Source organism: Pseudomonas pergaminensis, assembly GCF_024112395.2.
GTDB lineage: Bacteria > Pseudomonadota > Gammaproteobacteria > Pseudomonadales > Pseudomonadaceae > Aquipseudomonas > Aquipseudomonas pergaminensis.
Map to the genome: position 1 here is coordinate 3,906,251 of NZ_CP078013.2, position 25,846 is coordinate 3,932,096.

At 62.9% G+C, this 25,846-nt stretch carries 24 protein-coding genes and 1 pseudogene; 11 read left to right on the forward strand and 14 right to left on the reverse strand.

Annotated elements, in window-relative coordinates:
• Positions 1–2: 2 nt before the first annotated feature.
• From KUA23_RS17590 to KUA23_RS17610, 5 genes are all read right to left on the reverse strand, one after another.
• A complete protein-coding gene (locus KUA23_RS17590) occupies positions 3–791 on the reverse strand; it encodes an ABC transporter ATP-binding protein (protein WP_078048895.1) in 789 nt (262 codons plus the stop codon).
• The gene (locus KUA23_RS17595; protein ID WP_099491784.1) at positions 785–1,774 is read right to left on the reverse strand and encodes an ABC transporter permease; all 990 of its coding nucleotides are present in this window, start codon (positions 1,772–1,774) and stop codon (positions 785–787) included. Before KUA23_RS17595 ends, KUA23_RS17590 begins: the two co-directional genes overlap by 7 nt.
• A complete protein-coding gene (locus tag KUA23_RS17600) occupies positions 1,761–2,819 on the reverse strand; it encodes an ABC transporter substrate-binding protein (RefSeq protein ID WP_252992525.1) in 1,059 nt (352 codons plus the stop codon). Before KUA23_RS17600 ends, KUA23_RS17595 begins: the two co-directional genes overlap by 14 nt.
• A gap of 217 nt (positions 2,820–3,036) precedes the next feature.
• Positions 3,037–4,362: an LLM class flavin-dependent oxidoreductase gene (locus KUA23_RS17605; protein WP_252992526.1), complete on the reverse strand. Its 1,326-nt coding sequence runs from the start codon at positions 4,360–4,362 to the stop codon at positions 3,037–3,039.
• Complete coding sequence (locus tag KUA23_RS17610) at positions 4,359–5,297, reverse strand: aliphatic sulfonate ABC transporter substrate-binding protein (protein ID WP_078048899.1); 939 nt, start codon at positions 5,295–5,297, stop codon at positions 4,359–4,361. The genes KUA23_RS17605 and KUA23_RS17610 overlap by 4 nt, the downstream gene beginning before the upstream one ends.
• A 245-nt stretch (positions 5,298–5,542) precedes the next feature.
• On the opposite strand from KUA23_RS17610, the gene KUA23_RS17615 reads away from it, so the two are divergent.
• Positions 5,543–6,487, forward strand: a complete 945-nt coding sequence (locus KUA23_RS17615) for an aliphatic sulfonate ABC transporter substrate-binding protein (protein WP_252992527.1) — start codon at positions 5,543–5,545, stop codon at positions 6,485–6,487.
• A gap of 985 nt (positions 6,488–7,472) precedes the next feature.
• Here KUA23_RS17615 and KUA23_RS17620 read toward each other — a convergent pair.
• The 3 genes from KUA23_RS17620 to KUA23_RS17630 are packed head-to-tail and all read right to left on the reverse strand — an operon-like array spanning position 7,473 to position 10,712.
• Positions 7,473–8,948 (reverse strand): FGGY family carbohydrate kinase, encoded by a 1,476-nt coding sequence (locus tag KUA23_RS17620; RefSeq protein WP_252992528.1) that lies wholly within the window; start codon positions 8,946–8,948, stop codon positions 7,473–7,475.
• Between the two features lie 5 nt (positions 8,949–8,953).
• A complete protein-coding gene (locus KUA23_RS17625) occupies positions 8,954–9,886 on the reverse strand; it encodes a transketolase family protein (protein ID WP_252992529.1) in 933 nt (310 codons plus the stop codon).
• Complete coding sequence (locus KUA23_RS17630; RefSeq protein WP_078048903.1) at positions 9,876–10,712, reverse strand: transketolase; 837 nt, start codon at positions 10,710–10,712, stop codon at positions 9,876–9,878. Before KUA23_RS17630 ends, KUA23_RS17625 begins: the two co-directional genes overlap by 11 nt.
• 362 nt (positions 10,713–11,074) lie before the next feature.
• Between KUA23_RS17630 and KUA23_RS17635 the strand changes: the two genes are divergently transcribed.
• The 8 genes and pseudogenes from KUA23_RS17635 to KUA23_RS17670 form a co-directional block, all read left to right on the forward strand.
• On the forward strand, positions 11,075–12,082 hold the full coding sequence (locus tag KUA23_RS17635) for an ABC transporter permease (protein ID WP_012724867.1): 1,008 nt from the start codon (positions 11,075–11,077) through the stop codon (positions 12,080–12,082).
• Positions 12,083–12,133: 51 nt separating this feature from the next.
• Complete coding sequence (locus KUA23_RS17640) at positions 12,134–13,066, forward strand: sugar ABC transporter substrate-binding protein (RefSeq protein ID WP_252992530.1); 933 nt, start codon at positions 12,134–12,136, stop codon at positions 13,064–13,066.
• 15 nt (positions 13,067–13,081) lie between these two features.
• A complete protein-coding gene (locus KUA23_RS17645) occupies positions 13,082–14,593 on the forward strand; it encodes a sugar ABC transporter ATP-binding protein (protein WP_099491789.1) in 1,512 nt (503 codons plus the stop codon).
• A 160-nt stretch (positions 14,594–14,753) separates the two neighbouring features.
• On the forward strand, positions 14,754–15,518 hold the full coding sequence (locus tag KUA23_RS17650) for an SDR family oxidoreductase (protein ID WP_078048905.1): 765 nt from the start codon (positions 14,754–14,756) through the stop codon (positions 15,516–15,518).
• Between the two features lie 17 nt (positions 15,519–15,535).
• A complete protein-coding gene (locus tag KUA23_RS17655; RefSeq protein ID WP_078048906.1) occupies positions 15,536–16,336 on the forward strand; it encodes an SDR family oxidoreductase in 801 nt (266 codons plus the stop codon).
• 62 nt (positions 16,337–16,398) lie between these two features.
• A complete protein-coding gene (locus KUA23_RS17660; RefSeq protein ID WP_078048907.1) occupies positions 16,399–17,352 on the forward strand; it encodes a sugar-binding transcriptional regulator in 954 nt (317 codons plus the stop codon).
• Between the two features lie 22 nt (positions 17,353–17,374).
• Positions 17,375–18,298, forward strand: coding sequence for a transaldolase (gene tal / locus KUA23_RS17665; RefSeq protein WP_099491790.1), 924 nt, complete (start codon positions 17,375–17,377; stop codon positions 18,296–18,298).
• Positions 18,295–18,477: pseudogene (locus tag KUA23_RS17670) on the forward strand (AraC family transcriptional regulator); the annotation flags it as partial. The gene tal and the pseudogene KUA23_RS17670, both read left to right, overlap by 4 nt.
• A 67-nt stretch (positions 18,478–18,544) precedes the next feature.
• Here the strand turns inward: KUA23_RS17670 and aqpZ are convergent.
• From aqpZ to KUA23_RS17690, 4 genes are all read right to left on the reverse strand, one after another.
• On the reverse strand, positions 18,545–19,258 hold the full coding sequence (aqpZ, locus tag KUA23_RS17675; protein WP_214496783.1) for an aquaporin Z: 714 nt from the start codon (positions 19,256–19,258) through the stop codon (positions 18,545–18,547).
• Positions 19,259–19,392: 134 nt separating this feature from the next.
• On the reverse strand, positions 19,393–20,577 hold the full coding sequence (locus tag KUA23_RS17680; protein ID WP_100490431.1) for a sugar transporter: 1,185 nt from the start codon (positions 20,575–20,577) through the stop codon (positions 19,393–19,395).
• Between the two features lie 140 nt (positions 20,578–20,717).
• Positions 20,718–21,077: a hypothetical protein gene (locus KUA23_RS17685; RefSeq protein ID WP_099491791.1), complete on the reverse strand. Its 360-nt coding sequence runs from the start codon at positions 21,075–21,077 to the stop codon at positions 20,718–20,720.
• A gap of 86 nt (positions 21,078–21,163) precedes the next feature.
• Positions 21,164–22,162 carry a bile acid:sodium symporter family protein gene (locus tag KUA23_RS17690; RefSeq protein ID WP_099491792.1) on the reverse strand — a complete coding sequence of 333 codons (999 nt, stop codon included), beginning with the start codon at positions 22,160–22,162 and terminating at the stop codon, positions 21,164–21,166.
• Between the two features lie 86 nt (positions 22,163–22,248).
• Between KUA23_RS17690 and KUA23_RS17695 the strand changes: the two genes are divergently transcribed.
• Positions 22,249–23,037, forward strand: a complete 789-nt coding sequence (locus tag KUA23_RS17695; protein ID WP_078048913.1) for an AraC family transcriptional regulator — start codon at positions 22,249–22,251, stop codon at positions 23,035–23,037.
• Between the two features lie 56 nt (positions 23,038–23,093).
• Here the strand turns inward: KUA23_RS17695 and KUA23_RS17700 are convergent, their stop codons facing one another.
• The gene (locus KUA23_RS17700) at positions 23,094–24,107 is read right to left on the reverse strand and encodes an ABC transporter substrate-binding protein (protein WP_078048914.1); all 1,014 of its coding nucleotides are present in this window, start codon (positions 24,105–24,107) and stop codon (positions 23,094–23,096) included.
• 163 nt (positions 24,108–24,270) lie between these two features.
• On the opposite strand from KUA23_RS17700, the gene KUA23_RS17705 reads away from it, so the two are divergent.
• On the forward strand, positions 24,271–24,702 hold the full coding sequence (locus KUA23_RS17705) for a hypothetical protein (RefSeq protein WP_252992531.1): 432 nt from the start codon (positions 24,271–24,273) through the stop codon (positions 24,700–24,702).
• A gap of 24 nt (positions 24,703–24,726) precedes the next feature.
• Here KUA23_RS17705 and KUA23_RS17710 read toward each other — a convergent pair whose 3' ends face one another.
• Entirely contained in the window at positions 24,727–25,845 is a 1,119-nt protein-coding gene (locus KUA23_RS17710) for a carboxylate-amine ligase (protein WP_099491794.1), read from the reverse strand.
• Position 25,846 lies beyond the last annotated feature (1 nt).

Genomic DNA, 25,846 nt, shown 5'->3' on the forward strand with positions numbered 1-25,846 from the left:
GGCTACCAGTTTTCTCCCAGCCCGAGCAGGCCCAGTATCTGCCGCCGCAGGTCCACCAAGTAAGGATCGTCCCGGTGCCGAGGATACGGCCGATCGATGCTTAATTGCGCCAGGATTTTTGCCGGGCGGTCGCTGAACACGATCACGCGGTTGGCCAGCAGCAAGGCTTCTTCCACATCGTGGGTGACCAGCAAGGCCGTGTAGCCCTGGCGCTGCCACAGGTCGATCAACTCTTTTTGCATGGTGATGCGGGTCAGGGAGTCGAGTTTGCCCAAGGGCTCGTCGAGGATCAGCAGGCGCGGCTGGTTGACCAGTGCGCGAGCCAGGGCCACGCGTTGCGCCATGCCGCCGGAGAGCTGCCGCGGATACGCGCGGGCGAACTGGCTGAGGCCGACCTTCTCCAGGGCTTCGTCGACCTTGGCCGAATGGGTCTTGAGCAGGCCCTGGGCTTCCAGGCCGACAGCGACGTTGTCCCACACCCGGCGCCACGGGTACAGGGTCGGGTCCTGGAACACCACGACGCGGCTCGGGTCCGGCCCGGTGATGGCTTCACCGTCGGCCAGCAATCGTCCCGAATCCGCCGGTTCCAAACCGGCCACCAGGCGCAGCAAGGTGGATTTGCCGCAGCCCGAAGGCCCGAGCAGCGCCACGAACTCTCCGGGCGCCACGTCCAGGGACACCCGCTCCAGCACCGGCAGGTGCTGACCGTCCAAGGCAAAACCATGGCTGAGGTTGTCTATGCGCAGCGCCAGACCTTCCGACGCCGATTCCACGTGTGCCAGGGCTACCATTTCATCGATCCTTTCTGCCAGGCCAGCAACCGATCACGCACCAGGAACAACCCGGTGATCAACCCCGAGCAGGCGAGTGCCATGATCAGCAAGGCGGCGTACATATTCGCGTAGGCGGCCCAACCCTGGGCCCACTGCAGGTACCAGCCGATGCCGGATTTGACCCCCATCATTTCAGCCACCACCAGGGTCGAAAACGACGCGCCCAGGCCCATGAACACGCCGACAAATACGTGAGGCAACGCCGCCGGAATCGCCACCTTGAAAATCAGGAAGCCTTGCTTGGCGCCAAGGGTGCGGGCCACGTCGTAATAGGCTTTGTCCACGCTCGCCACACCGGACCAGGTGAGCACCGTGACCGGAAACCAAGTGGCCAGGGCGATCAGGAACACGCTGGCGCTCCAGCTACTGGGGAACAGGAAAAAACACAGCGGCAATAACGCCGTCGACGGCACCGGCCCCAGGATTCGCAGCACCGGGTGCAGCCAATAACCGATGCGCGTGGACCAACCGATGGCCACACCAGCAATAAACCCGGTAATCGCGCCCAGGGCCACGCCCGAGCCCAGCAGCAATGCCGAATGCAACAGGCTGTCGGCCAGCCGTGCGTAGTCTTCGATGTACACCGCCAGCAAGGCCTGGGGCGGCGCAAAAAACGGCACCGGCAACAACGCCAGCTTGGCGGTGAGCAACTCCCAGACGCCCAGCAGCAGCGGCAAGGCAATCAGCCAGGGGCCGGCATTGCGCAGGCGCAGGCTCAGCTTCGGCACCTTGCGTCCCAGCAGGCTCAGCCCGATGAACAGTGCGGCAACAGCCACGCACAGCGTGGCCAGGCCTTGGGTCATCGGCCAGTTGCGCGTCGCGTTGGGCCAGTAACTGATCAACAGCGCGACGGCCAGCCAGGCCGTCACCACGGCTGCGCCCTGCCACCCGACCTTCAGGGTCAGCGGCGGGTTGAGGGTGGTTGCGTCAGCTGAAGACATCGGCGGTGATCTCCTTGGCGAACTCCAGCGGATCGGTGCTCTTGCTGATCACTTCGACGGTTTTCAGGTCGGTCACGTAGGTGAGGATTTCCTGGGTCAGCGCCGCGCCCACCGCGTGATGCCCGTGGGTATGGTCGTGGAGGATCGCCTGCACTTCCTCCACCGACGTGTTCAACGCATGGGCCTGGAAGCCCTTGGCAACTTCCTCCGGATGCTGCACGGAATAGTCGTGGGCTTCCAGAATCGCCTGGGTCAGCGCCGCGACCACACGCTTGTCTTCCCGCACCAACTTGCCGGTGACACCCACCACGCAGCAGCTGAGGTTGGCGTATTCCTCCACCAGGTTGGTGGACAGCTCACGCGCCACGCCGGACTTGATCAGGCGGTACATGAACGGGTCACTGCCGCTCACGGCCTGCACTTCGCCGCGCTCCAGCGCGGTGCCGAGCAAGTCCGCAGGGTACAGGCGCCACTCCACATCGCGCACCGGATCCACACCGTGTTTTTTCAGCAGGATCGAGAAGAAATTGCGGTCCGGGCTGGCCATGTCGGTCACGCCGATGGCCTTGCCCTTGAGGTCTTCGAGCTTGGTCACGCCGCCGTTCGCGGCACTGAGCAAGCGCAGGCAGCCGCCATGGGTACCGGCGGTGAGCTTCACGTCAAAGCCCTGCTCCAGCGCCTTGAGCCAACGCAGCGCCATGCCTACGCCTGCATCGGCCTTGCCGGTGGCAATGGCTTCGAGCAGCACTTCAGTGGAGTTGCCGAAATTGACCAACTCCACGTCCAGATTGTGCTTGGTAAAAAAGCCCTGGCCGTGGGCGATCACGACCGGGGCCAGGCACACGGCATTGAGGTTGACCGCCAGTTTCAACTTGCGTGGCGCATCCAGGCGAATGAACTCACCGGTGCCGGCGGGTTCCGGTGAAGTGCTGTGGCCGGCGTGTTCGTCGGCGCCGAAGCCTAGGCGTGGCAGCGACAGGCTGGCCAGGGTGATGCCGGCCAGGCCGAGCAGGCGGCGGCGGGTCAAATGATCGAAGTCAGCCATGCAAAATATCCCTTTTATCAACTCAGTAATAAAGCCGGTGAGCAGCCCTTCTGTGGTGAGCGGGCTTGCCCCGCGCTGGGCTGCGAAGCAGCGCTAATCCGGCCAACTCGTTTTACCTGCGAGAACACAGCGGCCGTGATGGGGTCGCTTCGCGCCCCAGCGCGGGGCAAGCCCGCTCACCACAACTGCCCGCTCATCACATCAGATGAACAGCCACTCAAGCCTGCAACCCAGCCAGCGCCAGGTGCTCGCGCAGCGTCGATCCTTCGTAGGCAGTGCGGAACAAGCCCTTGCGCTGCAAATGCGGAATCACGCTCTCGACAAACTCGGTGAACGAGCCCGGCAGATACCCCGGAGAAATCACAAACCCGTCGCAGCCGCCCTGCTCGAACAGCTCGGCCAACTGGTCGGCAACCTGCGCGCCGGTACCCACCAATTGCGGCACGCGCACGCTGCTGGCGAAGATGCGCCCGAGTTGTTCCAGGGTGGTTTCCGGGCCTTGCATCAAGAGCTTTTCCGCCGCCGCCGGGTGGATCAGTGGTGACTGCGCGATCTCGGCCAAGGTCGCCGAAAGCGGGAATGGCGACAGGTCCACATTCAACTGCGAGGCCAGTGTCACCAGCCCCAGCTCCGGACGGGCCAGCGCGTTGTGCCGATCGCGCTTGGCGCGGGCCTCGGCTTCGCTGCCGCCAATGAACGGCATCACCGCCGTGAGCACCTTGCAGCTGTCGGCGTCACGGCCTTGCTGCACCACCTGGGCGCGCACGTCATCGCGGAACGCGCGCATCGCCGCCAAGTGCGGATGAATGGTGAAAATCGCCTCGGCCCAACGCGCACCAAAGCGCCGGCCACGTCCGGAAGAGCCGGCCTGGATCAGCACCGGTCGGCCTTGGGGTGTGCGGGGGATATTCAGCGGGCCTTCCACCCTGAACCACTCGCCCTGGTGCTGCACCGAACGGATCAGTTCCGGGTCCGCCAGCACGCCGCTCTCGCGGTCAAGCTTCAGTGCGTCCTTGCCCCAGCTGTTCCACAGTTTCAGCGCGACTTCGACAAACTCATCGGCGCGGTCATAGCGCAGGTCATGCTCCAGGTGCTTGTCCTTGCCGAACAGGCGCCCTTCGCTGTCGTTCATCGAGGTGACAATATTCCACGCCGCGCGGCCCTTGGACAGGTGGTCGAGGGTGGCAAACTCACGCGCGATGTGCGCCGGTTCGTAATAGGTGGTGGAGCGCGTCGCGCCCAGGCCCAACTTACTGGTCTTGCCCACCAGGTAAGAGAGGATCGGCAACGGGTCCAGGCGCGTGGCGTCCTGGGCGCCGTAGCGCAAGGCGAACTCGCGGGAGCCGCCCATCTGGTCGCCCACGGCCAGGCGGTCGGCGAAGAACAGGAAGTCGAACAACCCCTCCTCCACCACCTTGGCCACCCGTGCGTAGTACTCAGGGTCGAGGTAATTGCCAACGGTTTCCGGGTGGCGCCATACCGCATGGCTGTGCACCACCGGCCCACTCAACAGGAACGCGGATAAATGGATTTGGCGGCTCATGGCTTGGGTGTCCACACGGTGATGGCACTGACCTTCAACGGCTTGGGAATCAGCTTGGCGGCGTAGTAGGTGTCGGCGATGCGCTGTTGCTCGGCGAGGTTTTCCAGCCTGACCGGGATGATGTCGTAGCTGCGGCGGCTATTGGCGCGCTCCACTGTGGCCGGGGCGATGTTGCCCCACAGCGGGCCGAGGATGTCGGCGGCTTCCTTGGGATGGGCCTTCACCCATTGGCCGGTCTCGCGCAAGGTGTCGAAGGTCACCTGCAACACGTCCGGGTGGGCCTTGGCGAACGTCGTTGTCGCCAAGTAGAAACGGTTGTAATCGGCCAGGCCGTCCTTGCCGTCGGCGATCACACGCACGTGGTGATCCAATTGTTGAGTGGCGAGGAACGGGTCCCAGATCACCCAGGCGTCGACGCTGCCATTGGCGAAGGCAGCCCCGCCGTCCGGAGCTTCCAGGTAACGCGGGGTGATATCGGCCAGGGTCAGCCCGGCTTTTTTCAGCGCGGAGATCAGCAGGTAGTTGCTGCCCGAGCCCTTGGACACCGCGACAGTCTTACCCTTGAGGTCGGCGATGCTGTGGATCGGCGACTGGTCCTGGACGATGATCGCCTGGGCACCCGGCGATGAGTTTTCCTGGGCGTAGTAGGTCAGCGGTGCATCGGCGGCCTGGGTGAATAGCGCGAAGGCGTCGGCCACATCTGCGTGCAGGTCGACGCTGCCGGCGTTCAGCGAGCTGAGCAGGCCAGTGCTGAACTCGTGCCAGTTCACCGTGAACCCCAGGGGCTTGAGGCGCTGCTCCAATTGGCCATTTTGCTTGAGCAGGATCCACAGCGTGGATGAGCGCTGGTAGCTGATGTCCAGGGTTTGCTCGGCATGGGCCGCCGCCGCGGCGAACAGCAGGCTGGCGGCGGCGATTAGTTTTTTGAACGTCATGGGAGGCCTTGGCGTGGAAGAAATGAAGGGAGCTGCATATGCCAAAAAACCGCGTAAGGCCTGGCAGTAAAGTTGATTCGATTATATTAATGATGAGCAATGATGAAAGAATCTTATAATTCTATGGTTATGCCCAATTCATAGGCGGGCGGGAAAAGCGTCCTAAGCTCAGATCGAAAGAGTATTTAACGAATAGTTTTTAGAACCTTAAGCTCGGTCCTATTTCGTCAGAGATCGAGCGCGCCATGTCCATACGTCGTCCCCTCGCTGCTGTATTAGGGTTGCTGGCCTTTTCCGTCGCCGTGAGCGCCGATGCCCAGGAAACCGTGCGCATCGGTTACCAGAAGTCCTCGACCCTGATCACCCTGCTGAAAACCCAGGGCACCCTGGAAAAAGCCCTCAAGGCCGACAACATCGACGTGAGCTGGCACGAGTTCCCCAGCGGCCTGCCGCTGCTCGAAGCGCTGAACGTGGGCAACGTCGACATCAGCGCCGACGTGGCCGACACCGTGCCGATCTTCGCCCAGGCGGCCCAGGCCAAGCTCACCTACTTCGCCCAAGAAGCGCCCTCGCCTTCGGCCCAAGCGATCGTGGTGCGCAAGGACTCTCCGATCCAACAGTTGGCGGACCTCAAGGGCAAGAAAATCGCCGTGACCAAGGCAGCCGGCACGCACTACCTGCTAATCGCCGCACTGGCCAAGGCAGGCCTGGCATTTTCGGATATAGAGCCGGCCTACCTGTCACCCGCCGACGGCCGCGCAGCCTTCGAAAACAACAAGGTCGACGCCTGGGTCACCTGGGAACCCTTCCTCACCAGCGTGCAGCGCCAACTGCCAACACGCACCCTGGCGGACGGCGCAGGGCTGGCCAGCTACAAGCGCTACTACCTGACCGGTACGCCGTACGCCAAGGCCCATCCGCAAGTGTTGAACGTGGTGTACACGCAACTGGAAAAAACCGGCCAATGGGTGAAAACCCACCCACAAGACGCGGCCACAATACTTGGCCCGCTGTGGGGCAACCTGGATGTCGCGACGGTTGAGGCAGCCAATGCGCACCGCAGCTATCAAGTGCAGCCTGTGACGATTGATCAGTTGGGCGAACAACAGAAAATCGCCGATGCGTTCTTCAAGGCGGGGTTATTGCCCAAGGCCGTGGATGCCAAGGATGTACAGACCTGGAAGCCTTGAGGCTCCTACAGGAGGCATCATTCGCAGACAAAAAAGGTGCCCCCCCGGCATCCACGATGCGAAGCGAGTCGCCCTTGATCTTGATCTTGATCTCGCTTTTGATCTTAGGCGCCCCGTCAAACACGCTGGCCGGAATTCGACAGGGATTTGGGGGGTAAACCGGCAGGGATGCCGGTTTAGCCGCCCCGCGCCATGGATGGCGCGTGGCGGCGGCCCCCCAAATACCTGTCGGATTACGGGCACACCGAGCCTAGGCGAGGTGCCGAGTGTTGGGGCAAGAGCGTTTTGCTTACTTTTGCGCTTTTCAAAAGTGAGCCGCCGTAAGGGCGGAACCCATAGCAGCCTTTACCTAAATAACGGATATGTACCCGATCAGATCCAACATCCAGGTCGGCTGTCAGGCCGCCTTCGCAGGCAAGCCAGCTCCCACATTTAGATCGTGGGGTGGCAGTTAGAGAGCGGTCGGCTGTCAGGCCGCTTTCGCAGGCAAGCCAGCTCCCACATTTGGATCGTGGGGTGGCAGTTAGAGAGCGGTCGGCTGTTAGGCCGTCTTCGCAGGCAAGCCAGCTCCCACATTTAGATCGTGGGGCTGCAGTTAGAGAGTGGTCGGCTGTCAGACCGTCTTCGCAGGCAAGCCAGCTCCCACATTTGGATCGTGGTGCAACAGTTGGAGAGTGGTTGGCTGTCAGGCCGTCTTCGCAGGCAAGCCAGCTCCCACATTTGGATCGCGGGGCAACAGTTGGAGAGTGGTTGGCTGCCAGGCCGTCTTCGCAGGCAAGCCAGCTCCCACATTTAGACCGTGGGGTGGCAGTTAGAGAGCGGTCGGATGTCAGGCCGCTTTCGCAGGCAAGCCAGCTCCCACATTTGGAGCGTGGGGTGGCAGTTAGAGAGTGGTTGGCTGTCAGGCCGTCTTCGCAGGCAAGCCAGCTCCCACATTTGGATCGCGGGGTTACAGTTGGAGAGCGGTCGGCTGTCAGGCCGCCGGTCACAACAGTGTGCGCTCCAGCGCCTTTTTCCACGCAGCATAACGCCCCGCCATAGCAGGATCATCCTGCGGCTCAAACCGCTCCCGCTGCCGCTCCAGCGCGCCCAGCGCGTCATCACTCCCCCACACACCCATCGCCCTCCCCGCCAAGTGCGCCGCGCCCAGCGCCGACACTTCCGGCGACAGACTGCGCACCACCGGACGTTGCAACAGATCGGCCAAAAACTGCATCAACCAACGGTTACGCGTCGCACCGCCGTCCACCCACAACTCCTTCAACGGGCTACCGATGTCCTGCTGCATAGCCTCAAAGACATCCCGAATCTGATAACCAATCGACTCCAGCGATGCCCGCAGGATATGCGCGCCAGAGGTGGCTTCGGTCAGCCCGCAGATCAAACCGCGCGCATCAGCCTGCCAGTGCGGAGCACCCAGCCCGGACAGTGCCGGCACAAAATACACACCGCCATTGTCCGGCAGTTGCGCAGCCTGCTCGGTGAGCGCATCCAGGGATTCCCCCGCCACCAGGCGCGAGGCCCACTGCACGGCGGCGCCGGTGTGGACGATATTGCCTTCCATGCCAAAGGTGGGTTGGCCGCCGTCATGCCAGGCCAGGGTGGTGGACAAGCCGTGAGTCGAAGCAATCGGGCCGCCCATGGGGGTCATCAAGGACGAGCCGGTGCCCAGCGTCGCTTTCACCAGCCCCGGCGCAAACCCGCCCTGGCCGTACAGCGCAGCGTGGGAGTCGCCGATCATCGACATCACCGGGATGCCGGCGGGCAAACCACCCGCCGCGACGGTTTGCGCAAAAAAACCCGCGCTCGGCTGGATGGGCGCCAATGCGGCCAATGGAATCCTGAACAGTGCCAGCAGCGCCGGGTCCCAGGCACAGGTGTGCAGGTTGAACAATTGAGTGCGCGCCGCGTTGGAATAGTCGGTGGCAAACACCTGCCCGCCGCTGAGTTTCCACAGCAGCCAACTGTCCATCGTGCCCAGGCAGATATCACCGGCAGCGGCGCGCGCGTGGCCATCCTCAAGGTGGTCGAGAATCCAGCGGAACTTGCCTGCCGAGAACATCGGGTCCAAGGCCAACCCGGTTTTTTCCAGGATCAGCGCCTCGTGTCCCTGCTCATGCAACTGGGCACACAACGCGGTCGAGCGCCGGCATTGCCAACTGATGCACGGCGACAGCGCTTCGCCGGTATGCCGGTCCCAGGCCACCACCGATTCGCGCTGGTTGCTGATGGCCAGCGCGGTGATCGGCCGGTCCACCTGGCCCAGGCATTCTTCAATGGCGGCCAGGGTGCTGTGCCAGATCAGCAACGGGTCTTGCTCGGAAAACCCCGGCTGCGGATGGGTGATACTCAGCGGCCGCGAGCCCCGGGCAATCACCTGCCCGCGTTCGTTGACCAGCACCGCCTTGGCGTTGCTGGTGCCTTCGTCTATCGCCAGGATCAGCGGAGTGTTGTTTGTCATCGCATTCACCGCAACCGAGTGGCAGCCGCCACAATCCCAGCCGCGTCGATGTTATGCAAGGCGCGGGTCGGTTCGCGAGCGCCGGCGGCGGCATATTCGCCATCACCGATGCCCAGGCGCACCAGGGCAATGCCCAACCCGGCTTCGGCCAGTACTTCGGCGACCAGGCTGCCGACGCCACCGTTGATATTGTGTTCCTCGACGGTGATGACCGCCCGCGTGCCACTCAGGGCGCTGAGCAACACGTCACGCTGCAACGGCCGGATCGACGACAGGTTGATCACCTGCGCCTGAATCCCCTGCTCGGCCAGCCGCCGTGCTGCGTCCACCGCTTCATGCACCACCGAGCCCAGGGCGACGATGCTCACGTCCGCGCCCTGGCGCAGGATATCCACCTGCCCCGGTACGAATTGATAGTTGGCAGCGTGCACGTCCGGCAACGCCTTGCCATCGAGACGGATGTACACCGGGCCCTGGTAGCGCAGCGCGTAGTCGACGATCTGCCGGCATTCAATGGCGTCGGCCGGGGCAAAGATCTGCACGTTGCCAAAGCCGCGCATCACCGAAATATCGTCGAGGCTATGGTGCGTGCTGGCCAACGGGCCGTAACTGGCGCCGGCATTCAGGCCGAACATCTTGACGTTGGCCTGGTTGTAGCAAACGTCGACTTTGATCTGCTCATTGGCGCGCGAAATCAGGAAGGGCGCGGCGTTGCAGGTCGCGGCGATCTTGCCGCCCAGGGCCAGGCCCGCCGCGACGCTGACCAGCGATTGCTCGGCAATGCCGACGTTGATCAGCCGCTCGGGAAAGCGCTGCACAAACGGGCCGATCTTGGCCGTGGAGGTGGAGTCACTGACCACCGGCACCACGTCCAGCCCGGCATCGACGGCGGCAATAAAGGCGTCCACCATGACGCTCGCCAGATGTTCACTCGCCATGACTCAACTCCTCCAGTGCCGCGTTGATTTCATCACCCTTGGGCACGCGGTGGTGCCATTCGGGACGGGCTTCGATAAACGACACGCCCTTGCCTTTGATGGTGTGCGCGATCAGCACCTGGGGCGCACCGGTCTTGGTTTGCATGCTTTCCAGGGCCTCGATCAACTGGCCCGCGTCGTTGCCGTCGCACTCGCTGACACCAAAGCCGAAGGCCGCCCATTTCTGGTCCAGCGGGTCGAGGGGCATGATGTCGGCCGTCAAGCCCGCCAGTTGCAGCTTGTTCTTGTCGACGATCACGAACAGGTTATCCAGGCCGTATTTGGCCGCAGCCATCGCCGCTTCCCAATTGGAGCCTTCGGCCAGTTCACCGTCACCAGTCAGCACGTAGATGCGTTTCTTGCTGCCGGACATCTTCGCCGCCAACGCCAGCCCCACCGCCACCGGCAAGCCGTGGCCGAGGGCGCCGGTATTAAGTTCGATGCCGGGGGTTTTCTGCCGCACCGGATGGCCCGGCAGGTGAGAGTTGAAATGTTGGTAAGTGGGCAGCCAGTCCACGGGAATGTAGCCCGCCTGCGCCAGGCAGCAATACAACCCGCCGACACCGTGGCCCTTGCTCTGGATATAGATATCGCGCTCAGGGTCTTCGGTGCGTTCCGGCCCGGTATTGAGAATGCGGAAATACAGGGTGGCGAGAATATCGGTTTCCGAGAGGTCGGCACCGGTGTGGCCGCCAGCCGGTGAGTCGGCATTCAGGCGGATCACGTGGCGCCGGATCAGGCGGGCCTGTTCTTTGATCTGATGGGCGTCGTACTGGAAGGCATTCATGCAGCGGCTCCTTTGAGGCTGACCACGCGGGGTGAACGTGTGCAAAGCTGTGTTTGAATATTTATTCAGCAGTGACAATATATTTCTATTTAGACGCCGATCGCTCAGCAGGTCAAGTGAGTGACCGGTGGAAAAATGAAATAAAACCGCGAAATACCCCTCGGACAAACGGCCAAAATCCCACCCGCGCTTATCTATCCCGTGGCTTTGCGCCAGGTGAAAGCAGCGACCTAGAGGAATACTGGAAAAATTAAGCGCTTGACTTTGCCACGGTGTCACTGGAATCTGAATTAACAGTCAAGCACGCATAAATATTCAAGGCGCTTGAAAGCACTCCAAAAAAAATAAATCAGGAGAACACTGTGGACGCCAAAGCTATTGTCCAGCACCCGGCCGAACTCAAGCCGCCCCACCGCCCGCGGTTGGTGAAACTGCTTCCCAGCAATATCGGCGGCCCGCTGATCGGCCTGGTGCTGCTGGTGCTGGTTTTCTCCTTCAGTTCCGAATTCTTCTTCTCGCTGCGCAATGGCCTGAACATTCTTGATCAGGTCACGGTGTTGGGCATCCTCGCGATTGGCATGACCGCAGTGATCGTGATCGGTGGCATCGACCTGTCGGTGGGGTCGGTGCTGGCGTTCTCGATGATGATGCTCGGCTGGCTTTACCAGGACCAAGCGGTGCCGCTGGGGTTTGCGATCCCGATCTCGATTGCCAGCGGGATGCTTGCCGGGCTGGTGTCCGGCGGGTTGATCACCTATGCCAAGCTGCCGCCGTTCATTGCCACGCTGACCATGATGTCGGTGGCCCGCGGCCTGGCGAACATCCTCACCGAAGGCCGGCAGATCGTCGGCTACCCGGACTGGTTCACCAGCCTGGCCACGGTGCGTCACTTCGGGTTTCTCTCGGCAACCGTCGGGCTGTTCCTGGTGATGCTGGTGGTGGCCTGGGTGTTCCTGCGCTTTCGCGCCGGCGGCCGTAACCTGTATGCCATGGGCGGCAGCCCGGAGGTGGCGCGCCTGTCCGGCATCAAGGTGCGTGCGATCACCCTGTGGGTGTACGCCATCAGCGGTGCGCTGGCCGGTATCGCCGCCGTGACCCTGGCAGCACGCCTGGACTCTTCCCAACCCAGCGCCGGCCTGAGCCTGGAACTGGACGCCATCGCCGCCGTGGTGATTGGCGGCGCCAGCCTCAGCGGCGGCGTCGGCAGCATCGGCGGCACCCTGGTCGGTGTACTGATCATTGGTGTATTGCGCAATGGTCTGAACCTGCTCGGTGTGTCGCCCTTCATTCAACAAGTGGTGATCGGCGTGGTCATCGCCCTCGCCGTGACCATCGACACCCTGCGACGCCGCTCCAGCACTGCCCGTTAAAACCTGTTCGACAGTTGACACCCTCCAACAATAAAACCAGGAGTCACCGACATGTTCAGCCCCAAGAAACTGCTGTTGGCCACCGCCCTCGCGGCCGCCACCCTCACCGCTGCCGGCACCACCTGGGCCAAGGACCTGACCATCGGCCTGGCCGTGGCCAACCTGCAGGCCGACTTCTTCAACCAGATCAAGCAATCGGTGGAAGCCGAGGGCAAGGCCAAGGGCATCAACGTGATTACCGTGGATGCCCAGGGCAACTCCTCCACCCAGGTCAGCCAGATTGAAGACCTGATCACCCGCCAGATCGATGTGCTGATCTACATCCCGGCCGGTGCCACCGCCGCCGGTGTGCCGGTCAAGGCTGCGAAAGCCGCCGGTATCCCGGTGATCGCCGTCGACCGCAACGCCCCCGACGCGCCAGGCGATACCTTTATCGCCAGTGACAGCGTGGCCGGGGCCAAGACCCTGGCCGAGTACGTCGGCAAGCTCACCGACGGCAAGGGCCGCATCGCGATCCTGCAAGGCCAGCTTGGCACCACCCCCGAAAATGATCGTGCCAAGGGTTTCGAAGAGGGCTTGAAAGCCTTCCCGGACCTTAAAGTCGTCGCCCAGCAACCCGCCGAATGGGCCCAGGATAAAGGCTTCGCCGTAGCCCAGGACCTGCTCCAGCGTGACCCGAATATCACCGTGTTCTTCGGCCGTGCCGATGCCATGGCCTTGGGTGCCGCCCAGGCGGTGAAAGTCGGCAACCTTGATCACAAGGTCGTGGTGGTCGGTTTTGACGGGGACGTCGCCGGGCTCAAGGCCGTGGAAAGTGGCGTGCTGAACGCGACCATGACCCAGCAGACCCAGAAGATGGGCCGCCTGGCCGTGGCGTCGGCCATCGACCTGAAAGCCGGCAAGGCCGTGCCCAAGGAGCAACTGTTGCCCACCGTGCTGACCACCAAAGAAAACGTCGCGCCGTTCCTGCAACAGCACCCGTAAGCCTTGGAGGTCGTCATGCAAGCAGCAGCCCTGGACACCGCCCACGCCGACGCGGTGCTGTGCCTGCGCAATATCAGCAAGGCCTACGGGCCGGTGCAGGTACTGTCGCAGGTCAACGTGGACATTCGCCCCGGCGAAGTACTGGCCCTGCTCGGCGAGAACGGTGCGGGCAAGTCAACCTTGTCGTCGATCATCGCCGGGCTGGTACAGCCTGAAGCCGGGGGCAGCATGACCTGGCTCGGCGCGCCTTACGCACCGGCCTCGCCCGGTGCGGCACTGAGCGCCGGGATCGGCCTGATCCACCAGGAAATCCGCCTGCTGCCGCAATTGTCGATCGCCGAGAATATCTTCGTCGGCCGCCTGCCCATGCGTCATGGGCGGGTGGACCGCGAATACATGGAGGCCCAGGCGCAGATCCAGCTGGAGCGCCTGGGGCTCAAGGTGCCGGCGTCGCGCAAGGTCGAAGGCCTGAGCGTGGCGGCCCAGCAATTGGTTGAAATCGCCAAGGCGCTGACCCTCAAGGCCAGCCTGTTGATTCTCGATGAACCCACCGCCGCATTGGGCGGGGAAGAAACCGAGTTGTTGTTCAAACAGGTGGAACGGCTCAAGGCCGAGGGCGTGTCGTTTATCTATATCAGCCATCGCCTGGAAGAAATCGCGCGCATCGCCGACCGCGTGCTGGTGCTGCGCGACGGTCGCCAGATCGCTTTGCACGCCACCGCCCAGGTGCCGGTGCGCGAGTTGGTGGAGCAGATGGTCGGGCGCAGCCTGGAGCGGATTTTCCCAGCCCTGCAAGCGCCACAGGAGCGCGTGATGTTGCAGGTCAAGGACCTTACTTGCCGTGAGTTCGCCTTGCACGGCATCGACTTCGACGTGCGCGCCGGCGAAGTGTTTGGCATTGCCGGTGTGGTCGGCGCCGGGCGGACCGAACTGGTGCGCACCATTGCCGGCGCGGCGCGTGATATCCAAGGCCACATGGTGCTGGACGGTGAGGTGCGCCACCTGCGCTCGCCCCACGAGGCGATCCAGGCCGGTGTGGTGCTGGTGCCCGAGGACCGCAAGCAGCAAGGCGTGGTGGTGGAGCACCGCATCGAAGACAACCTGATCTACGGCAACACCGACCTGTTGGATAAACGTGGCTGGGTGTTCCCTGCCCCGCTGCGCGAATTCGCCCGCACGGCGGTGGCGCGGTTGGGGGTGAAGGGTGCGCCGCAGTCGCGAATTTCGAGTTTGTCTGGTGGTAACCAGCAGAAGGTGATCATTGCCAAGTGGCTGGCGCGCAATCCCAAGGTGTTCATCCTTGACGAGCCGACACGCGGCATCGACGTGGGCGCACGGGCGGCGATCTATGAAGTGATCGCGGACCTGGCGGCCAAGGGCATGGCCGTGATTGTGGTGAGCTCGGACCTCGATGAGGTGCTGGGGTTGTCCCATCGGGTGATGGTGATGAGCCGGGGCCGGCAGATGGGGATCCTGGCGCGGGGCGAGGCTACCCCGGTGTCGGTGATGGAAATGGCCACTGCGTAAGTGCCCTGCCCTCATAAACAACGAAGAACCCATGTGGGAGCGGGCTTGCTCGCGAAAGCGGTGTATCAGTCAACACATTCATTAGCTGACCCACTGCTTTCGCGAGCAAGCCCGCTCCCACAGTTTTGATCTGTGGTGTGTTCACTATTGGGAGTCGTTCATGCAACTTTTTAGTCTTCAGGGCCAAGTCGCCTTTGTCACCGGCGCAGGCAGCGGCATTGGCCAGGCGATTGCCGTCGGGCTGGCCGAGGCCGGCGCGGATGTGGCCTGTTTCGATCTACCGGGCAGCCCCGGCATCGCCAGCACCGTCGAACGTATCCAGGCCCTCGGCCGCAAGGCCTTGGCCCTGAGCGGCACGGTCACCGAACGCGCCGCGCTGGATGCAGCGGTAGCGCGCACCGAAGCCGAACTCGGCGCATTGAGCGTCGCCGTCAACTGCGCCGGCATCGCCAATGCCCAGGCCGCCGAAGACCTCGAACTGCAACGCTGGCAAACCACCCTGGACATCAACCTCACCGGCATCTTCCTCAGCTGCCAGGCCCAGGCCGCCGTGATGTTGCCCCGCGGCAAGGGCGCCATCGTCAATATCGCCTCGATGTCCGGCAGCATCGTCAACCGAGGCTTGCTCCAAGCGCACTACAACACCTCCAAGGCCGGCGTGATTCACCTAAGTAAAAGCCTGGCGATGGAATGGGCCGACAAGGGCTTGCGGGTCAATTGCATCAGCCCGGGCTACACCGCCACGCCGATGAACTCGCGCCCGGAAGTCGCCGACCAGGTGAAGATCTTTGAACAGACCACGCCCATGGGCCGCATGGCCAGCGTGGAAGAAATGGTCGGCCCGGCGATTTTCCTGGTCAGCCAGGCCTCGTCCTTCTGCACCGGTGTCGACCTGCTGGTCGATGGCGGCTTTGTCTGCTGGTAACCCTGGGAGCCCTTGTCATGTCGCAACGATTCAGCGGTAAAACTGTCGTGATTACCGGCGCCTGCCGGGGTATCGGCGCCGGCATTGCCGAGCGCTTCGCCCAGGAAGGCGCCCACCTGGTACTGGCTTCCAATGACCTGGAACGCGTGACCTTCACCGCCAACCAACTGGCCCAGGAATACCACGTCGACACCCTGGCCCTGGCCATCGACGTCACCCGTGAAGACGATATCGAAAAGCTCTACCGCGAAGGCCACGCACGGTTCGGCAGCATCGACGTGTCGGTGCAGAACGCCGGCATCATCACCATCGACCACTACGACAAAATGCCTCGCGCCGATTTCGACAAGGTGCTGCAGGTCAACACCACCGGCGTGTGGCTCGGCTGCCGGGAAGCGGCCAAGTACATGGTCAAGCAAGGCAGCGGCCGGCTGATCAACACCTCTTCCGGCCAGGGCCGCCAGGGGTTCATCTACACGCCCCACTACGCCGCGAGCAAAATGGGCGTGATCGGCATCACCCAAAGCCTGGCGCTGGAATTGGCGCGGCATAACATCACGGTGAACGCGTTCTGCCCCGGCATTATCGAAAGCGAGATGTGGGACTACAACGACCGGGTGTGGGGCGAGATCCTCAGCACCGACGAGAAACGCTACGGCAAGGGTGAATTGATGGCCGAATGGGTCAAGAACATCCCCCTGCGCCGCGCCGGCAAACCCTCGGATGTCGCGGGCCTGGTGGCGTTTCTCGCGTCGGACGATGCGGCCTACCTGACCGGCCAGGCGATCAATATCGACGGCGGCCTGATCATGTCGTAAGGGTTTGGTATCCTCACGGCCATTGAGTCATGCCTTTTACTATAAAGAGCCCTGAGGCCTTCATGAGCCAGATCGAAGAACAGCGCCTGATCACCAAGATCGCGAGCCTCTATTACGAAGAAGGGCTCAAGCAGTCCGAGATTTCCGCGCAACTGGACCTGTCCCAATCCTTTATCAGCCGCGCCCTGCGCCGGGCGCTGCAGGACGGCGTGGTAAAGATCACCGTGATGCGCCTGCAAGGCCTGCACCTGGAGCTGGAAACCCAATTGCAACGCCGCTACGGCGTGCGCCGGGTCATCGTGGTGGAAGCCACCGAGCCCGGCAATGACGAGAGCATCAAGCAGGCCATCGGTTCGGCTGCCGCCCACTACCTGGAAACCAGCCTGTCGCCCCAGGACCATATCGGTATTTCGTCGTGGAGCAGCACCATTCGCGCCATGGTTGGCCACTTGCACGCGCAACCCGGCAAACAGGCTGCCCAGGAAGTGGTACAACTGTTGGGTGGCGTCGGCCACAAGGGAGCATTTGAAGCCACCTTGCTCACCCAGCGCCTGGCGACCCTGCTCAACTGCCCGGCGTTTTTGCTGCCCTCGCAAAGCATCGAGCAATCGGTGGAGAGCAAGCAGCGCATCGTGCAGATGGAAGAGGTCAAGGAAGTGCTGCAGCGCTTTGACAGCATCACCCTGGCGATTGTCGGCATCGGCGACCTGGAGCCCTCGCAACTGCTGCGCAACAGCGGCAACTACTACACCGAAGACATGCTGCGCCTGCTTGCCGAACGCGGCGCGGTGGGCGATATCTGCCTGCGCTACTTCGATGCCCAAGGCAAGCCGGTGCTGGAGGAAGACGAAGAATTCGTCGTGTCGGTGGCGCTGCCCAAGCTGCGCGCCATCCACCGTGTGCTCGGCCTGGCCGGTGGGTTGAACAAGGTCCAGGCCATTCGTGGCGCGCTCAAGGGCGGCTACCTGGACATCCTGATCACCGACCTGGACACCGCACAGGCCCTCAACCAATAACCTTTTTTGGAGACCGCCGCTCATGACGTCCAAGCTCGAACAACTCAAGCAATTCACCACCGTGGTCTGCGACACCGGCGACCTGGAAGCCATCAGCCGCCTGCGCCCGGTGGATGCCACCACCAACCCTTCGCTGCTGCTCAAGGCCGCGGCCATCCCGGAGTATGCCGAGTTGCTGCGCGGTGCGGTGAGCCTGTCCAAGGGCGATGTCGACCTGGCCTGTGATCGCTTTGCGGTGTCGGTGGGTTGCGGCATTCTTAACGTGATTCCGGGGCGCATCTCCACCGAGGTCGATGCGCGCCTGTCCTTCGACGAAGAGGCGCTGTGGGCCAAGGCCAACCAGTTGATCGCGCTGTACGACCAGGCCGGCGTGGGTCGCGACCGCGTGCTGATCAAACTGGCCTCCACCTGGGAAGGCATCCGCACCGCCGAGCGCTTGGAAAAGGCCGGGATCCAGACCAACCTGACCCTGTTGTTCTCGTTCGTCCAGGCCGCCGCCTGCGCCGACGCCGGGGTGTTCCTGATTTCGCCGTTCGTGGGCCGCATCTATGACTGGTACCGCAAGCACACCGGCCTGGACTACACCGGTGGCGATGACCCGGGCGTGCAGTCCGTGACGCGGATCTACAACTACTACAAGGCCAATGCCATCAAAACCGTGGTCATGGGCGCCAGCTTCCGTACCCTCAGCCAGATCGAACAACTGGCAGGCTGCGATCGCCTGACCATCAGCCCCGAGTTGCTGCAAAAGCTCGATGAAGACCAGGGCGTGCTGGAACGTCAATTACACCCTGGGGCGGTCGGCGAGTCGCGCCAGACTCTCAACGAAGCGCAGTTTCGCTGGGGCTCCAACGAGGACGCGATGGCCACCGAGAAACTGGCTGAAGGCATTCGCCAGTTTGCCCGCGACCAGGAAAAACTCGAGGCGGTCCTCGCAGCACTATGAGCCCTGCCCTGCCGCTCAGCCAGCCGCGCACCCAGGTGTTCCTGGCCTACCCCCAGATGGGCCTGCTCGACCTGACCGGCGCCCAGACCGTGTTCTGGGCCGCCACCAAGGCCATGGCAGAACGCGGCCTGCCGGGTTACGTGGTGCACACCGCCAGCCTGGCCGGTGGCCTGACACCCGCCCCCCCTGCGCCGGCCAGCCCACTCCTTGCTGCCCCGGTCACTCCCGAGCGCCCGCCAAAGCTGTTTAGGCGGGCGTTTTTTTGCTGCACTCATCCATAGAGCGTGCGGCTATCGCCCCCATCACCCCGCCCACGATTGGCGCCAGCCAGAACACCCACAGCTGCGCAATGTACTCAGCGCCGGCAAACAGCGCCGGCCCGGTACTGCGGGCAGGGTTCACCGACGTATTGGTTACCGGTATCAGCACCAGGTGAATAAGGGTCAGCGCCAGGCCAATCGCGATCGGCGCAAACCCCGGGACAGCGCCCGGCGCGGTCACGCGCATGATGATGAAGACAAAGAAAAACGTGGCGATCAGTTCGGCCAGCAATGCGGCCTTGATGTCGAAGAGACCGGGGCTGAGCGGGCCATAGCCATTGGCGGCAAAGCCACCCACGGCGAAATCGGGCTGCCCATTGGCGATCAAGTACAATGCAGCCGCGGCGGCAATCGCGCCGGCAACCTGCGCGACGATATACGGCAGCACATCAGTGCCAGGCACGCGGCGCCCCGCCCATAAGCCAATGGTCACCGCCGGGTTGAAGTGGCCGCCGGAAATGCCCCCCACTGCATAGGCCATGGTCAACACCGTGAGACCAAACGCCAGCGCGACCCCCACGAAACCAATGCCCAGGCCGGGAAATGCCGCCGCCAGAATGGCGCTGCCACAGCCGCCGAAGGTCAGCCAGAACGTACCGATAAACTCGGCGGTCAAACGCTTTTGCACAATCGACTCCATTGCTGTTCAAGTGCCGTCACCACAGGGCGTGGGCGGTCCTGGGCGACGGTAGCAATGGGTATCAGAATGGCCTGTAAGACTTGTCTGGCCGTTGAACAGTTGATGCCTGGAACACAAAGCAGATCCAACGCTGCTCAGTCGCGCGCCACGCCCTGGCCATATTTGCGAATCGCCAGGCAGTACCCAATCACTGCCAGCGCCGCCAGCAAACCACCCGCCGCGCCTATCCAGGCGAAGCCGAAGCGGCTGCCAACCCAACTGCCCATAAGGGCGCCGCCGCCGATGCCGATGTTGTAGATGCCGGAGAACATCGCCATGGCCACGTCCGTGGCATCCGGTGCCAGCACCAGCACCTTGGACTGCATGGCCAGGCCGAAGCCCATGATCGCCATGCCCCAGAAAATGCTCAGCACCACCAGGTAGGATTCGGCGCCGCTCAATGGCAGTAGCAACGCCAGGCACGCCGCCAGCAGGAACACTGCGCCGACCACGAACAGGTGCGGGTTGAACCGGTGCACCAGGCTGAACAGCAACGAGCCGATGATGCCTGCACCGCCGAACACCAGCAGGATCAGGGTCACCGCACTGCCGCTCATGCCGGCCACGCCTTCGACGAACGGTTCGATGTAGCTGTAGGCGGTGAATTGTGCGGTCACGGTCATGGCCGTGAGCACGTACAACGCTACCAGCGCCGGGCGCTTGAACAGCAGCGGTAGGCTGCGCAGCGAGCCGGAGTTCTGGCTCGGCAACAGCGGCAAGGTGCGCGCCAGCCAGAACACCAGCGCGGCAGCGAAGGCGCCGATGACCAGGAACGTGGTGCGCCAGCCCATGGCTTCGCCCAGCAGGCGGCCCAGGGGAATGCCGAGCACCATCGCCAGGGAGGTGCCGGTGGCCAGCAGGCCGAGGGCTTGCACTTGTTTGCCTGCCGGCGCCAGGCGCACGGCGAGGGACGCGGTGATCGACCAGAACAGCGCATGGGATAAGGCAATGCCGATACGGCTGACCATCAACAGGCCGAAGCTGGTGGCGACACTGGAGAGGATGTGGCTGACGATAAACATGCAGAACAGCACGATCAGCAGCTTGCGCCGTTCGACGTTGCGGGTCAGCAGCATCACCGGCAGCGAAGTCAGGGACACGATCCAGGCGTAGATGGTGAGCATCAGCCCGACGTTGGCAACAGGCATGTCGAAGCTGGCGCCGATGGCGCTGAGCAGCCCGACGGGCACGAATTCGGTGGTATTGAACACAAAGGCGGCCAACGCGAGGGCGATGACCGGTTGCCAATTGGCTTGGGGGGTTGCGGCTGAAATACTCATTGAACGGCGCGGTACTCTGACGTTGATCAAGCGGGAACGGTGATCAAGCGGCCACTCAGGACGAGCGCCGCCGCCGAGCATTCTATAGGTTTCTGGCCCGGCTGTTGACGCTCATCCCGCTCAAAACAACCTCAGTGTTGTCACGGCGCGGTGACAGTCACCACGTAGGCCCCCGATTGAATCGGTTTGTCGAGGGCATCCACCAGCACATACCGTTGGTCGTAATAGCGCCCGTTGCTGCTGTCGGCCACCCACTTGACGTGGGCCGTCGACGTGCCCAGTGCCTGGACGCTGCGCACAGGCTGCACGTCAAGCTGGCTGCCGCGCAGCGCCTGCGGGCAACCCTTCAACTCCAGCGTCGAACCGCCCGACGCGCCCGCGTTGCAACCCGGCTCGACGATGCTGCCGTGAAACTGGATGACGCCTGAGGAGGCTGCCAGGCAAGCCCCCGTCCATAACGCAAGAAAGCCGGTAACCAGTGACAAACGTTTAACGTTCATGACGACACTCCTTCTTGGGCTGTTAAGAAGTAAGTCGTCTGGTCAGACGTTAACTTGAGGTTATTCGTCGCCGTTCGTAAGAAAAATTACGGGTCCACCTGCCCCATCATCTCGGGAATGCTTTCCGGCCGCTTGGCGTAACGCTGGGCCAACGCCGCGCAGACCATCAACTGGATCTGGTGAAACAGCATCAATGGCAGGATCAGCACGCCCATGGTCGCCCCGGCGAACAGCACCTGGGCCATCGGCACCCCGGTGGCCAGGCTCTTTTTCGAGCCGCAGAACAGGATGGTGATGCGGTCTTCCTGGTTAAAGCCAAAGGCCTTGCCCAGCACGCTGGACGCCACCAGCACCAGGGCGAGCAACACGCAGCAGGCCACCACCAGGCCGCCGAGTTCCCACAATGGGATCTGGTGCCAGATGCCTTCGTTGACCGCTTCGCTGAACGCGCCGTAGACCACCAGCAGGATCGAGCCCTGATCGACGAATTTCAGCCAGGATTTATTGCGCCCCACCCACTCGCCGATCCAGCGACGGGCGATCTGCCCGGCGATGAAGGGCAGCAGCAACTGCACGCTGATTTTCAGGATTGCGTCGACGGTCGAGCCGCCCTCGCCGTGCACGTTGAGCAGCAGGGTCACCAGCAGCGGCGTGAGGAAAATACCAAACAGGCTGGACGCCGCCGCGCTGCAAATCGCTGCGGGGATATTGCCCCGCGCCAGGGAGGTGAAGGCAATCGCCGATTGCACCGTGGCCGGCAAGGCGCAGAGGTACAGCATGCCCATGTACAGGTCTTTGCCGATCAACGGCGACAGCACCGGCTTGAGCGCCAGGCCCAGCAGCGGGAACAGCACAAAGGTCAGGCTGAACACCAGCAGGTGCAGGCGCCAGTGGCCGGCGCCGGCGACGATGGCCTGGCGCGACAGCTTGGCGCCGTGCAGGAAGAACAGCAGCGCAATCGCCAGGTTGGTGACCCAACCGAAGGCCACGGCAGTCTGGCCGCTGGCGGGCAGCAGGGAAGCGAGGATCACCGTGGCGATCAGCGTCAGGGTGAAGTTGTCGGGCAGAAAACGGGGGCGAGTCATAAGCAGGATCTTCCGGGGGTTGCCAAGAGCGTCGTCGCGACTCTAACGTAACGGCTTGTTACCGACTAACGCCAATGAGCCAGTAAATGCCGCCTAAAGGACATGCCAACACCGTGCGCCGCAGCGTGCCCGGGCTTTCCAGCCTGCCACGGCCGGTGTATGGGCGCACCGAATCCTTGCCCAACCGCGCATTGACCCGTCGGCACAGCCACCCGTGGGTGCAATTGTCCTACGCGATCTCCGGGGTGTTGGAGATCCAGACCAGCGTCGGCCGCTTCGTGGCGCCGCCCCAGCGCGCGGTGTGGATCCCGGCGGGTATGCCGCACCGGGTGTTCAGTTCGCCCCACACGGAAATGCGCAGCCTCTACCTGGATTGCAGCGTCACCACCTGGGCGGCCGAGCGCTGTCATGTGTTGGAAGTGAGCAGTTTGCTGCGCGAGCTGATCCGCAGCTTCAGCGAACTGCCGGTGGAATATGCCGAGGACGGGCCGGATGGGCGCTTGGCCCAAGTGGTGCTGGACCAACTGGCCGCAGCGCCACAGGTGGACCTGATGCTGCCATTGCCGTTGGACCCGCGCTTGCGGCAGATCTACCGCAGCCTGAACCTGCACCCGGAGCAGCAAACCACCTTGGGGCAATGGAGCCAGAAGCTGGGGGTGAGTGAGAAGACCCTCAGTCGGTTGTTCTTGAGTGACACCGGGCTGACGTTCCGGGCATGGCGCCAGCGCTTGCGCCTGCTGACCGCCCTGCCCGCCCTGGAGCAAGGCGAACGGGTGACCGATGTGGCGCTGGGCTGTGGGTATGAATCGACCTCGGCGTTTATCAACGCGTTTCGCCAACAGTTCGACGCCACGCCCGGCGAATTCTTCCGCTGAAACCTGCCCCATTATGTAGGAGCCGGCAAGCCGGCGCCTACAAGTGCGGGGTGGGGTCAGCTGCCGTTGCCGCCGTGGGCTTCTTCGAAGAAGTAGTCTTTCCAGCTCGCGGCCTTGTTTTTCAGCACGCCCAGTGCCTGCAATTTCTCGGCGTAGATGTAGGTACGCTGCGGCACGATGGTGAAGTCGATCTCCGGGTCCTGGACGATTTTCTCCACCAGGTCCAACGGCAGCTTCGACTGTTCTACGCGGATATACGCCTTGGCGGCGGCGGGTTTGTCGGCCTTGATGATCTTCTCGGCTTCGGCCAGGGCGTCGTAAAACGCTTGGTAGGTCTTGGGGTTCTCGTCGTGGAATTTCTGCGTCGTGTACAGCACGTTGAACGTGGCCTGGCCTCCGAGGATGTCGTAGGAACTGAGCACCTTGTGCACGTTCGGATTGAGCAATTCCTGGTACTGGAATGGCGGGCTGGAGAAATGCGCGTTGATTTCCGAGCCCCCGGCAATCAGTGCCGCGGTGGCATCGGGGTGGGCCAGGCTGATGGAGATATCGTCAAATTTCTTGTAGTTGGCATCACCGAACTGCTTGGCGGTCTCGATCTGCAGGGTGCGCGACTGGAAACCCACACCGGCGGCGGGCACGGCGATGCGGTCTTTCTCGGTGAAGTCCTTGAGGGTCTTGACGTTGGGGTTGTTGGTCAGCAGGTAGTTGGGCATCGAACCGAGGGAGGCAATGGCCTTGACGTTCTGCTTGCCCTTGGTGCGGTCCCACAGGGTCAGCATCGGCGGCACACCTGCGGAGACCACGTCGAGGGCGCCGGCCAGCAGCGATTCATTCATGGCGGTGGCGCCGGAAATGCTGTTCCACTCCACCTTGATATCCAGGCCCTGTTCCTTGCCGTGCTTTTCGATCAGATTCTGGTCGCGCACCACGTCTAGGATCAGGTAGCCGATGCCGAATTGCTGGGCGATGCTGATCTTGCCCTCGGCCTGGGCACCGGGGCTGAGCAAGGCACTTGCGGCAGCCAGGGAAGCAGCCAGGAGAGTCAGGGAGGAACGCTTGGAGGTCATGGGGTCTGCCGCGCTTTTGAGAAGGTGAGCGAGGGTAGCCACGATTTTTAAGACGGGAAAAGAATATCGGGTTCTATTGTTATGCAAATAACCCACAAATGGGCGCCCGGCTGTTATTGTGCCGCGCTTTGAAAAGCTACCGAACACTGCGAGGAAATGGCCGTTGAACACTGACGAAAAAATGACCGGGGACCTGTTCGAGGTCGATAAGCGCCTGTCACTCAAGCCCGTGGTGGACCTCAACGCTTATTTGCGCAGCGCGTTCGGCGACGGCCCGTGCAGCTGCATTCGCTGCACGGCCAGCCAAGGTGATGAGGCAGGCTATGAGTTTCAGCACACCTTCAGCTTCGACGGTAAACCCAGCCAACGCCGCTTCGCCTCCACGGCAGGCAGCGATGTGTTGCAAGCGTTGAAGAAAGCCTGGCTGTCGTACACCAAGGCCGAGCTGCCAAGCAGTGGCCTGTTGACGCTGGATACCGTGAAAGAGTTTGTCGAGCCGCAGTTGCACAAGCGCCTGGCGCCTCTGTTTCTGGCCAGCGGCCTGGTGAAGGACGTGGACGGCGAGCTGCACCTGCAACCCCAAACCGCCGCCTGATCACACCTCATGTAGGCGCTGGCATCAGTCTCCACCGCAACTCTGGGCCAGCAGGCGGTCGACGACTTGCCGCAGACAGGCTTGCTCATCGGCGCCCGACGCCTGAGCGGTGGCGTGGCAGTGCAGCTGATCGACGGCACTGTTGCCGCACGCCAGCAACCGGCGCAAATCGCCGAATAACGCTGCCTCGCCCATGGTCTCGGCGGTGGTCGCGAAGGTGTGTTCCGCCTGCCGCAACCACTGTTCAGCAGTGCCCATTGTGCCCTGGTCATCCAGCGCAAAGGTGCCCGCCGCGCCGTAGCGCTTGGCCTGCCAGCGGTTCTCCTTGAGCAGCCAGCGCGCCTCGGCGGTGAACTCGGCACCGGGGTTCTCCAAGGCGCAGGCGTGGGTGACCATCACCCGAAACAACGTCGCCAGGGCCAAGGCGTCCGCCAGTCGGGGGCAGGCGTCGGTCATGCGCAGTTCCAGGGTCGGATAACGCGCCGCCGGGCGAATACCCCACCACCCATTGCCATCGGCCTTGATCGCACCGACGCGCTGCAACAAGGCCAGGTAGCGCAAGTACGCCGCCCAATCCGTGAAGTGTTCTGGCACGCCCATGCGCGGCCACTCATCACAGGCCGCTTGGCGATAGCTCATGAAACCCGTGGGCGCGCCGTCCCAGAAGGGCGACGAGCAACTGAGCAGCAGCAATAACGGCAGCCACGGTGAGACTTGGTTCATCACCGCGATGCGGTCGACACTGGCAGGCACCTCGACATGCACATGCAACCCGCAGAGCACACTGCGGCGCGCCACGTATTGGATGTCGTCGAACAACTGCTGGAAATGCGCACGCTCCGTTGACCGTTGCTCACGCCACGCCGCCAGGGGATGGCTGCCGGCACACACCACCCCCAGGCCGAAATCAGCCAGGGATCGGCCCAGGTTGTGGCGCACGGTGGCCAGGTAATCAGTGGCTTCGTTGCTGGCCTTGAACACGGGGGAAGCCACCTCGATCTGGCCCTGGAACATCTCATACGCAAAGCCTTGGCCGATCGCCTGCCGACAGGCCGCCAGCACCGCCGCCGAGGGTTGGCTGACCAGGCTGCGGGTATGCAGATCGGTAATGAAATATTCTTCTTCGATACCAAAGGTGAGCATG

What these genes read in the sequence shown, in the direction of transcription:
- tal (WP_099491790.1), top strand. Translation starts at nt 17,375, where the DNA reads ATGACGTCCAAGCTCGAACAACTCAAGCAATTCACCACCGTGGTCTGC.
- KUA23_RS17655 (WP_078048906.1), top strand. Translation starts at nt 15,536, where the DNA reads ATGTCGCAACGATTCAGCGGTAAAACTGTCGTGATTACCGGCGCCTGC.
- KUA23_RS17695 (WP_078048913.1), top strand. Translation starts at nt 22,249, where the DNA reads ATGCCGCCTAAAGGACATGCCAACACCGTGCGCCGCAGCGTGCCCGGG.
- KUA23_RS17640 (WP_252992530.1), top strand. Translation starts at nt 12,134, where the DNA reads ATGTTCAGCCCCAAGAAACTGCTGTTGGCCACCGCCCTCGCGGCCGCC.
- KUA23_RS17590 (WP_078048895.1), bottom strand. Translation starts at nt 791, where the DNA reads ATGGTAGCCCTGGCACACGTGGAATCGGCGTCGGAAGGTCTGGCGCTG.
- KUA23_RS17595 (WP_099491784.1), bottom strand. Translation starts at nt 1,774, where the DNA reads ATGTCTTCAGCTGACGCAACCACCCTCAACCCGCCGCTGACCCTGAAG.
- KUA23_RS17690 (WP_099491792.1), bottom strand. Translation starts at nt 22,162, where the DNA reads ATGACTCGCCCCCGTTTTCTGCCCGACAACTTCACCCTGACGCTGATC.
- KUA23_RS17710 (WP_099491794.1), bottom strand. Translation starts at nt 25,845, where the DNA reads ATGCTCACCTTTGGTATCGAAGAAGAATATTTCATTACCGATCTGCAT.
- KUA23_RS17645 (WP_099491789.1), top strand. Translation starts at nt 13,082, where the DNA reads ATGCAAGCAGCAGCCCTGGACACCGCCCACGCCGACGCGGTGCTGTGC.
- KUA23_RS17700 (WP_078048914.1), bottom strand. Translation starts at nt 24,107, where the DNA reads ATGACCTCCAAGCGTTCCTCCCTGACTCTCCTGGCTGCTTCCCTGGCT.
- KUA23_RS17620 (WP_252992528.1), bottom strand. Translation starts at nt 8,948, where the DNA reads ATGACAAACAACACTCCGCTGATCCTGGCGATAGACGAAGGCACCAGC.
- KUA23_RS17600 (WP_252992525.1), bottom strand. Translation starts at nt 2,819, where the DNA reads ATGGCTGACTTCGATCATTTGACCCGCCGCCGCCTGCTCGGCCTGGCC.
- KUA23_RS17685 (WP_099491791.1), bottom strand. Translation starts at nt 21,077, where the DNA reads ATGAACGTTAAACGTTTGTCACTGGTTACCGGCTTTCTTGCGTTATGG.
- KUA23_RS17680 (WP_100490431.1), bottom strand. Translation starts at nt 20,577, where the DNA reads ATGAGTATTTCAGCCGCAACCCCCCAAGCCAATTGGCAACCGGTCATC.
- KUA23_RS17615 (WP_252992527.1), top strand. Translation starts at nt 5,543, where the DNA reads ATGTCCATACGTCGTCCCCTCGCTGCTGTATTAGGGTTGCTGGCCTTT.
- KUA23_RS17650 (WP_078048905.1), top strand. Translation starts at nt 14,754, where the DNA reads ATGCAACTTTTTAGTCTTCAGGGCCAAGTCGCCTTTGTCACCGGCGCA.
- KUA23_RS17610 (WP_078048899.1), bottom strand. Translation starts at nt 5,297, where the DNA reads ATGACGTTCAAAAAACTAATCGCCGCCGCCAGCCTGCTGTTCGCCGCG.
- aqpZ (WP_214496783.1), bottom strand. Translation starts at nt 19,258, where the DNA reads ATGGAGTCGATTGTGCAAAAGCGTTTGACCGCCGAGTTTATCGGTACG.
- KUA23_RS17605 (WP_252992526.1), bottom strand. Translation starts at nt 4,362, where the DNA reads ATGAGCCGCCAAATCCATTTATCCGCGTTCCTGTTGAGTGGGCCGGTG.
- KUA23_RS17625 (WP_252992529.1), bottom strand. Translation starts at nt 9,886, where the DNA reads ATGGCGAGTGAACATCTGGCGAGCGTCATGGTGGACGCCTTTATTGCC.
- KUA23_RS17660 (WP_078048907.1), top strand. Translation starts at nt 16,399, where the DNA reads ATGAGCCAGATCGAAGAACAGCGCCTGATCACCAAGATCGCGAGCCTC.
- KUA23_RS17630 (WP_078048903.1), bottom strand. Translation starts at nt 10,712, where the DNA reads ATGAATGCCTTCCAGTACGACGCCCATCAGATCAAAGAACAGGCCCGC.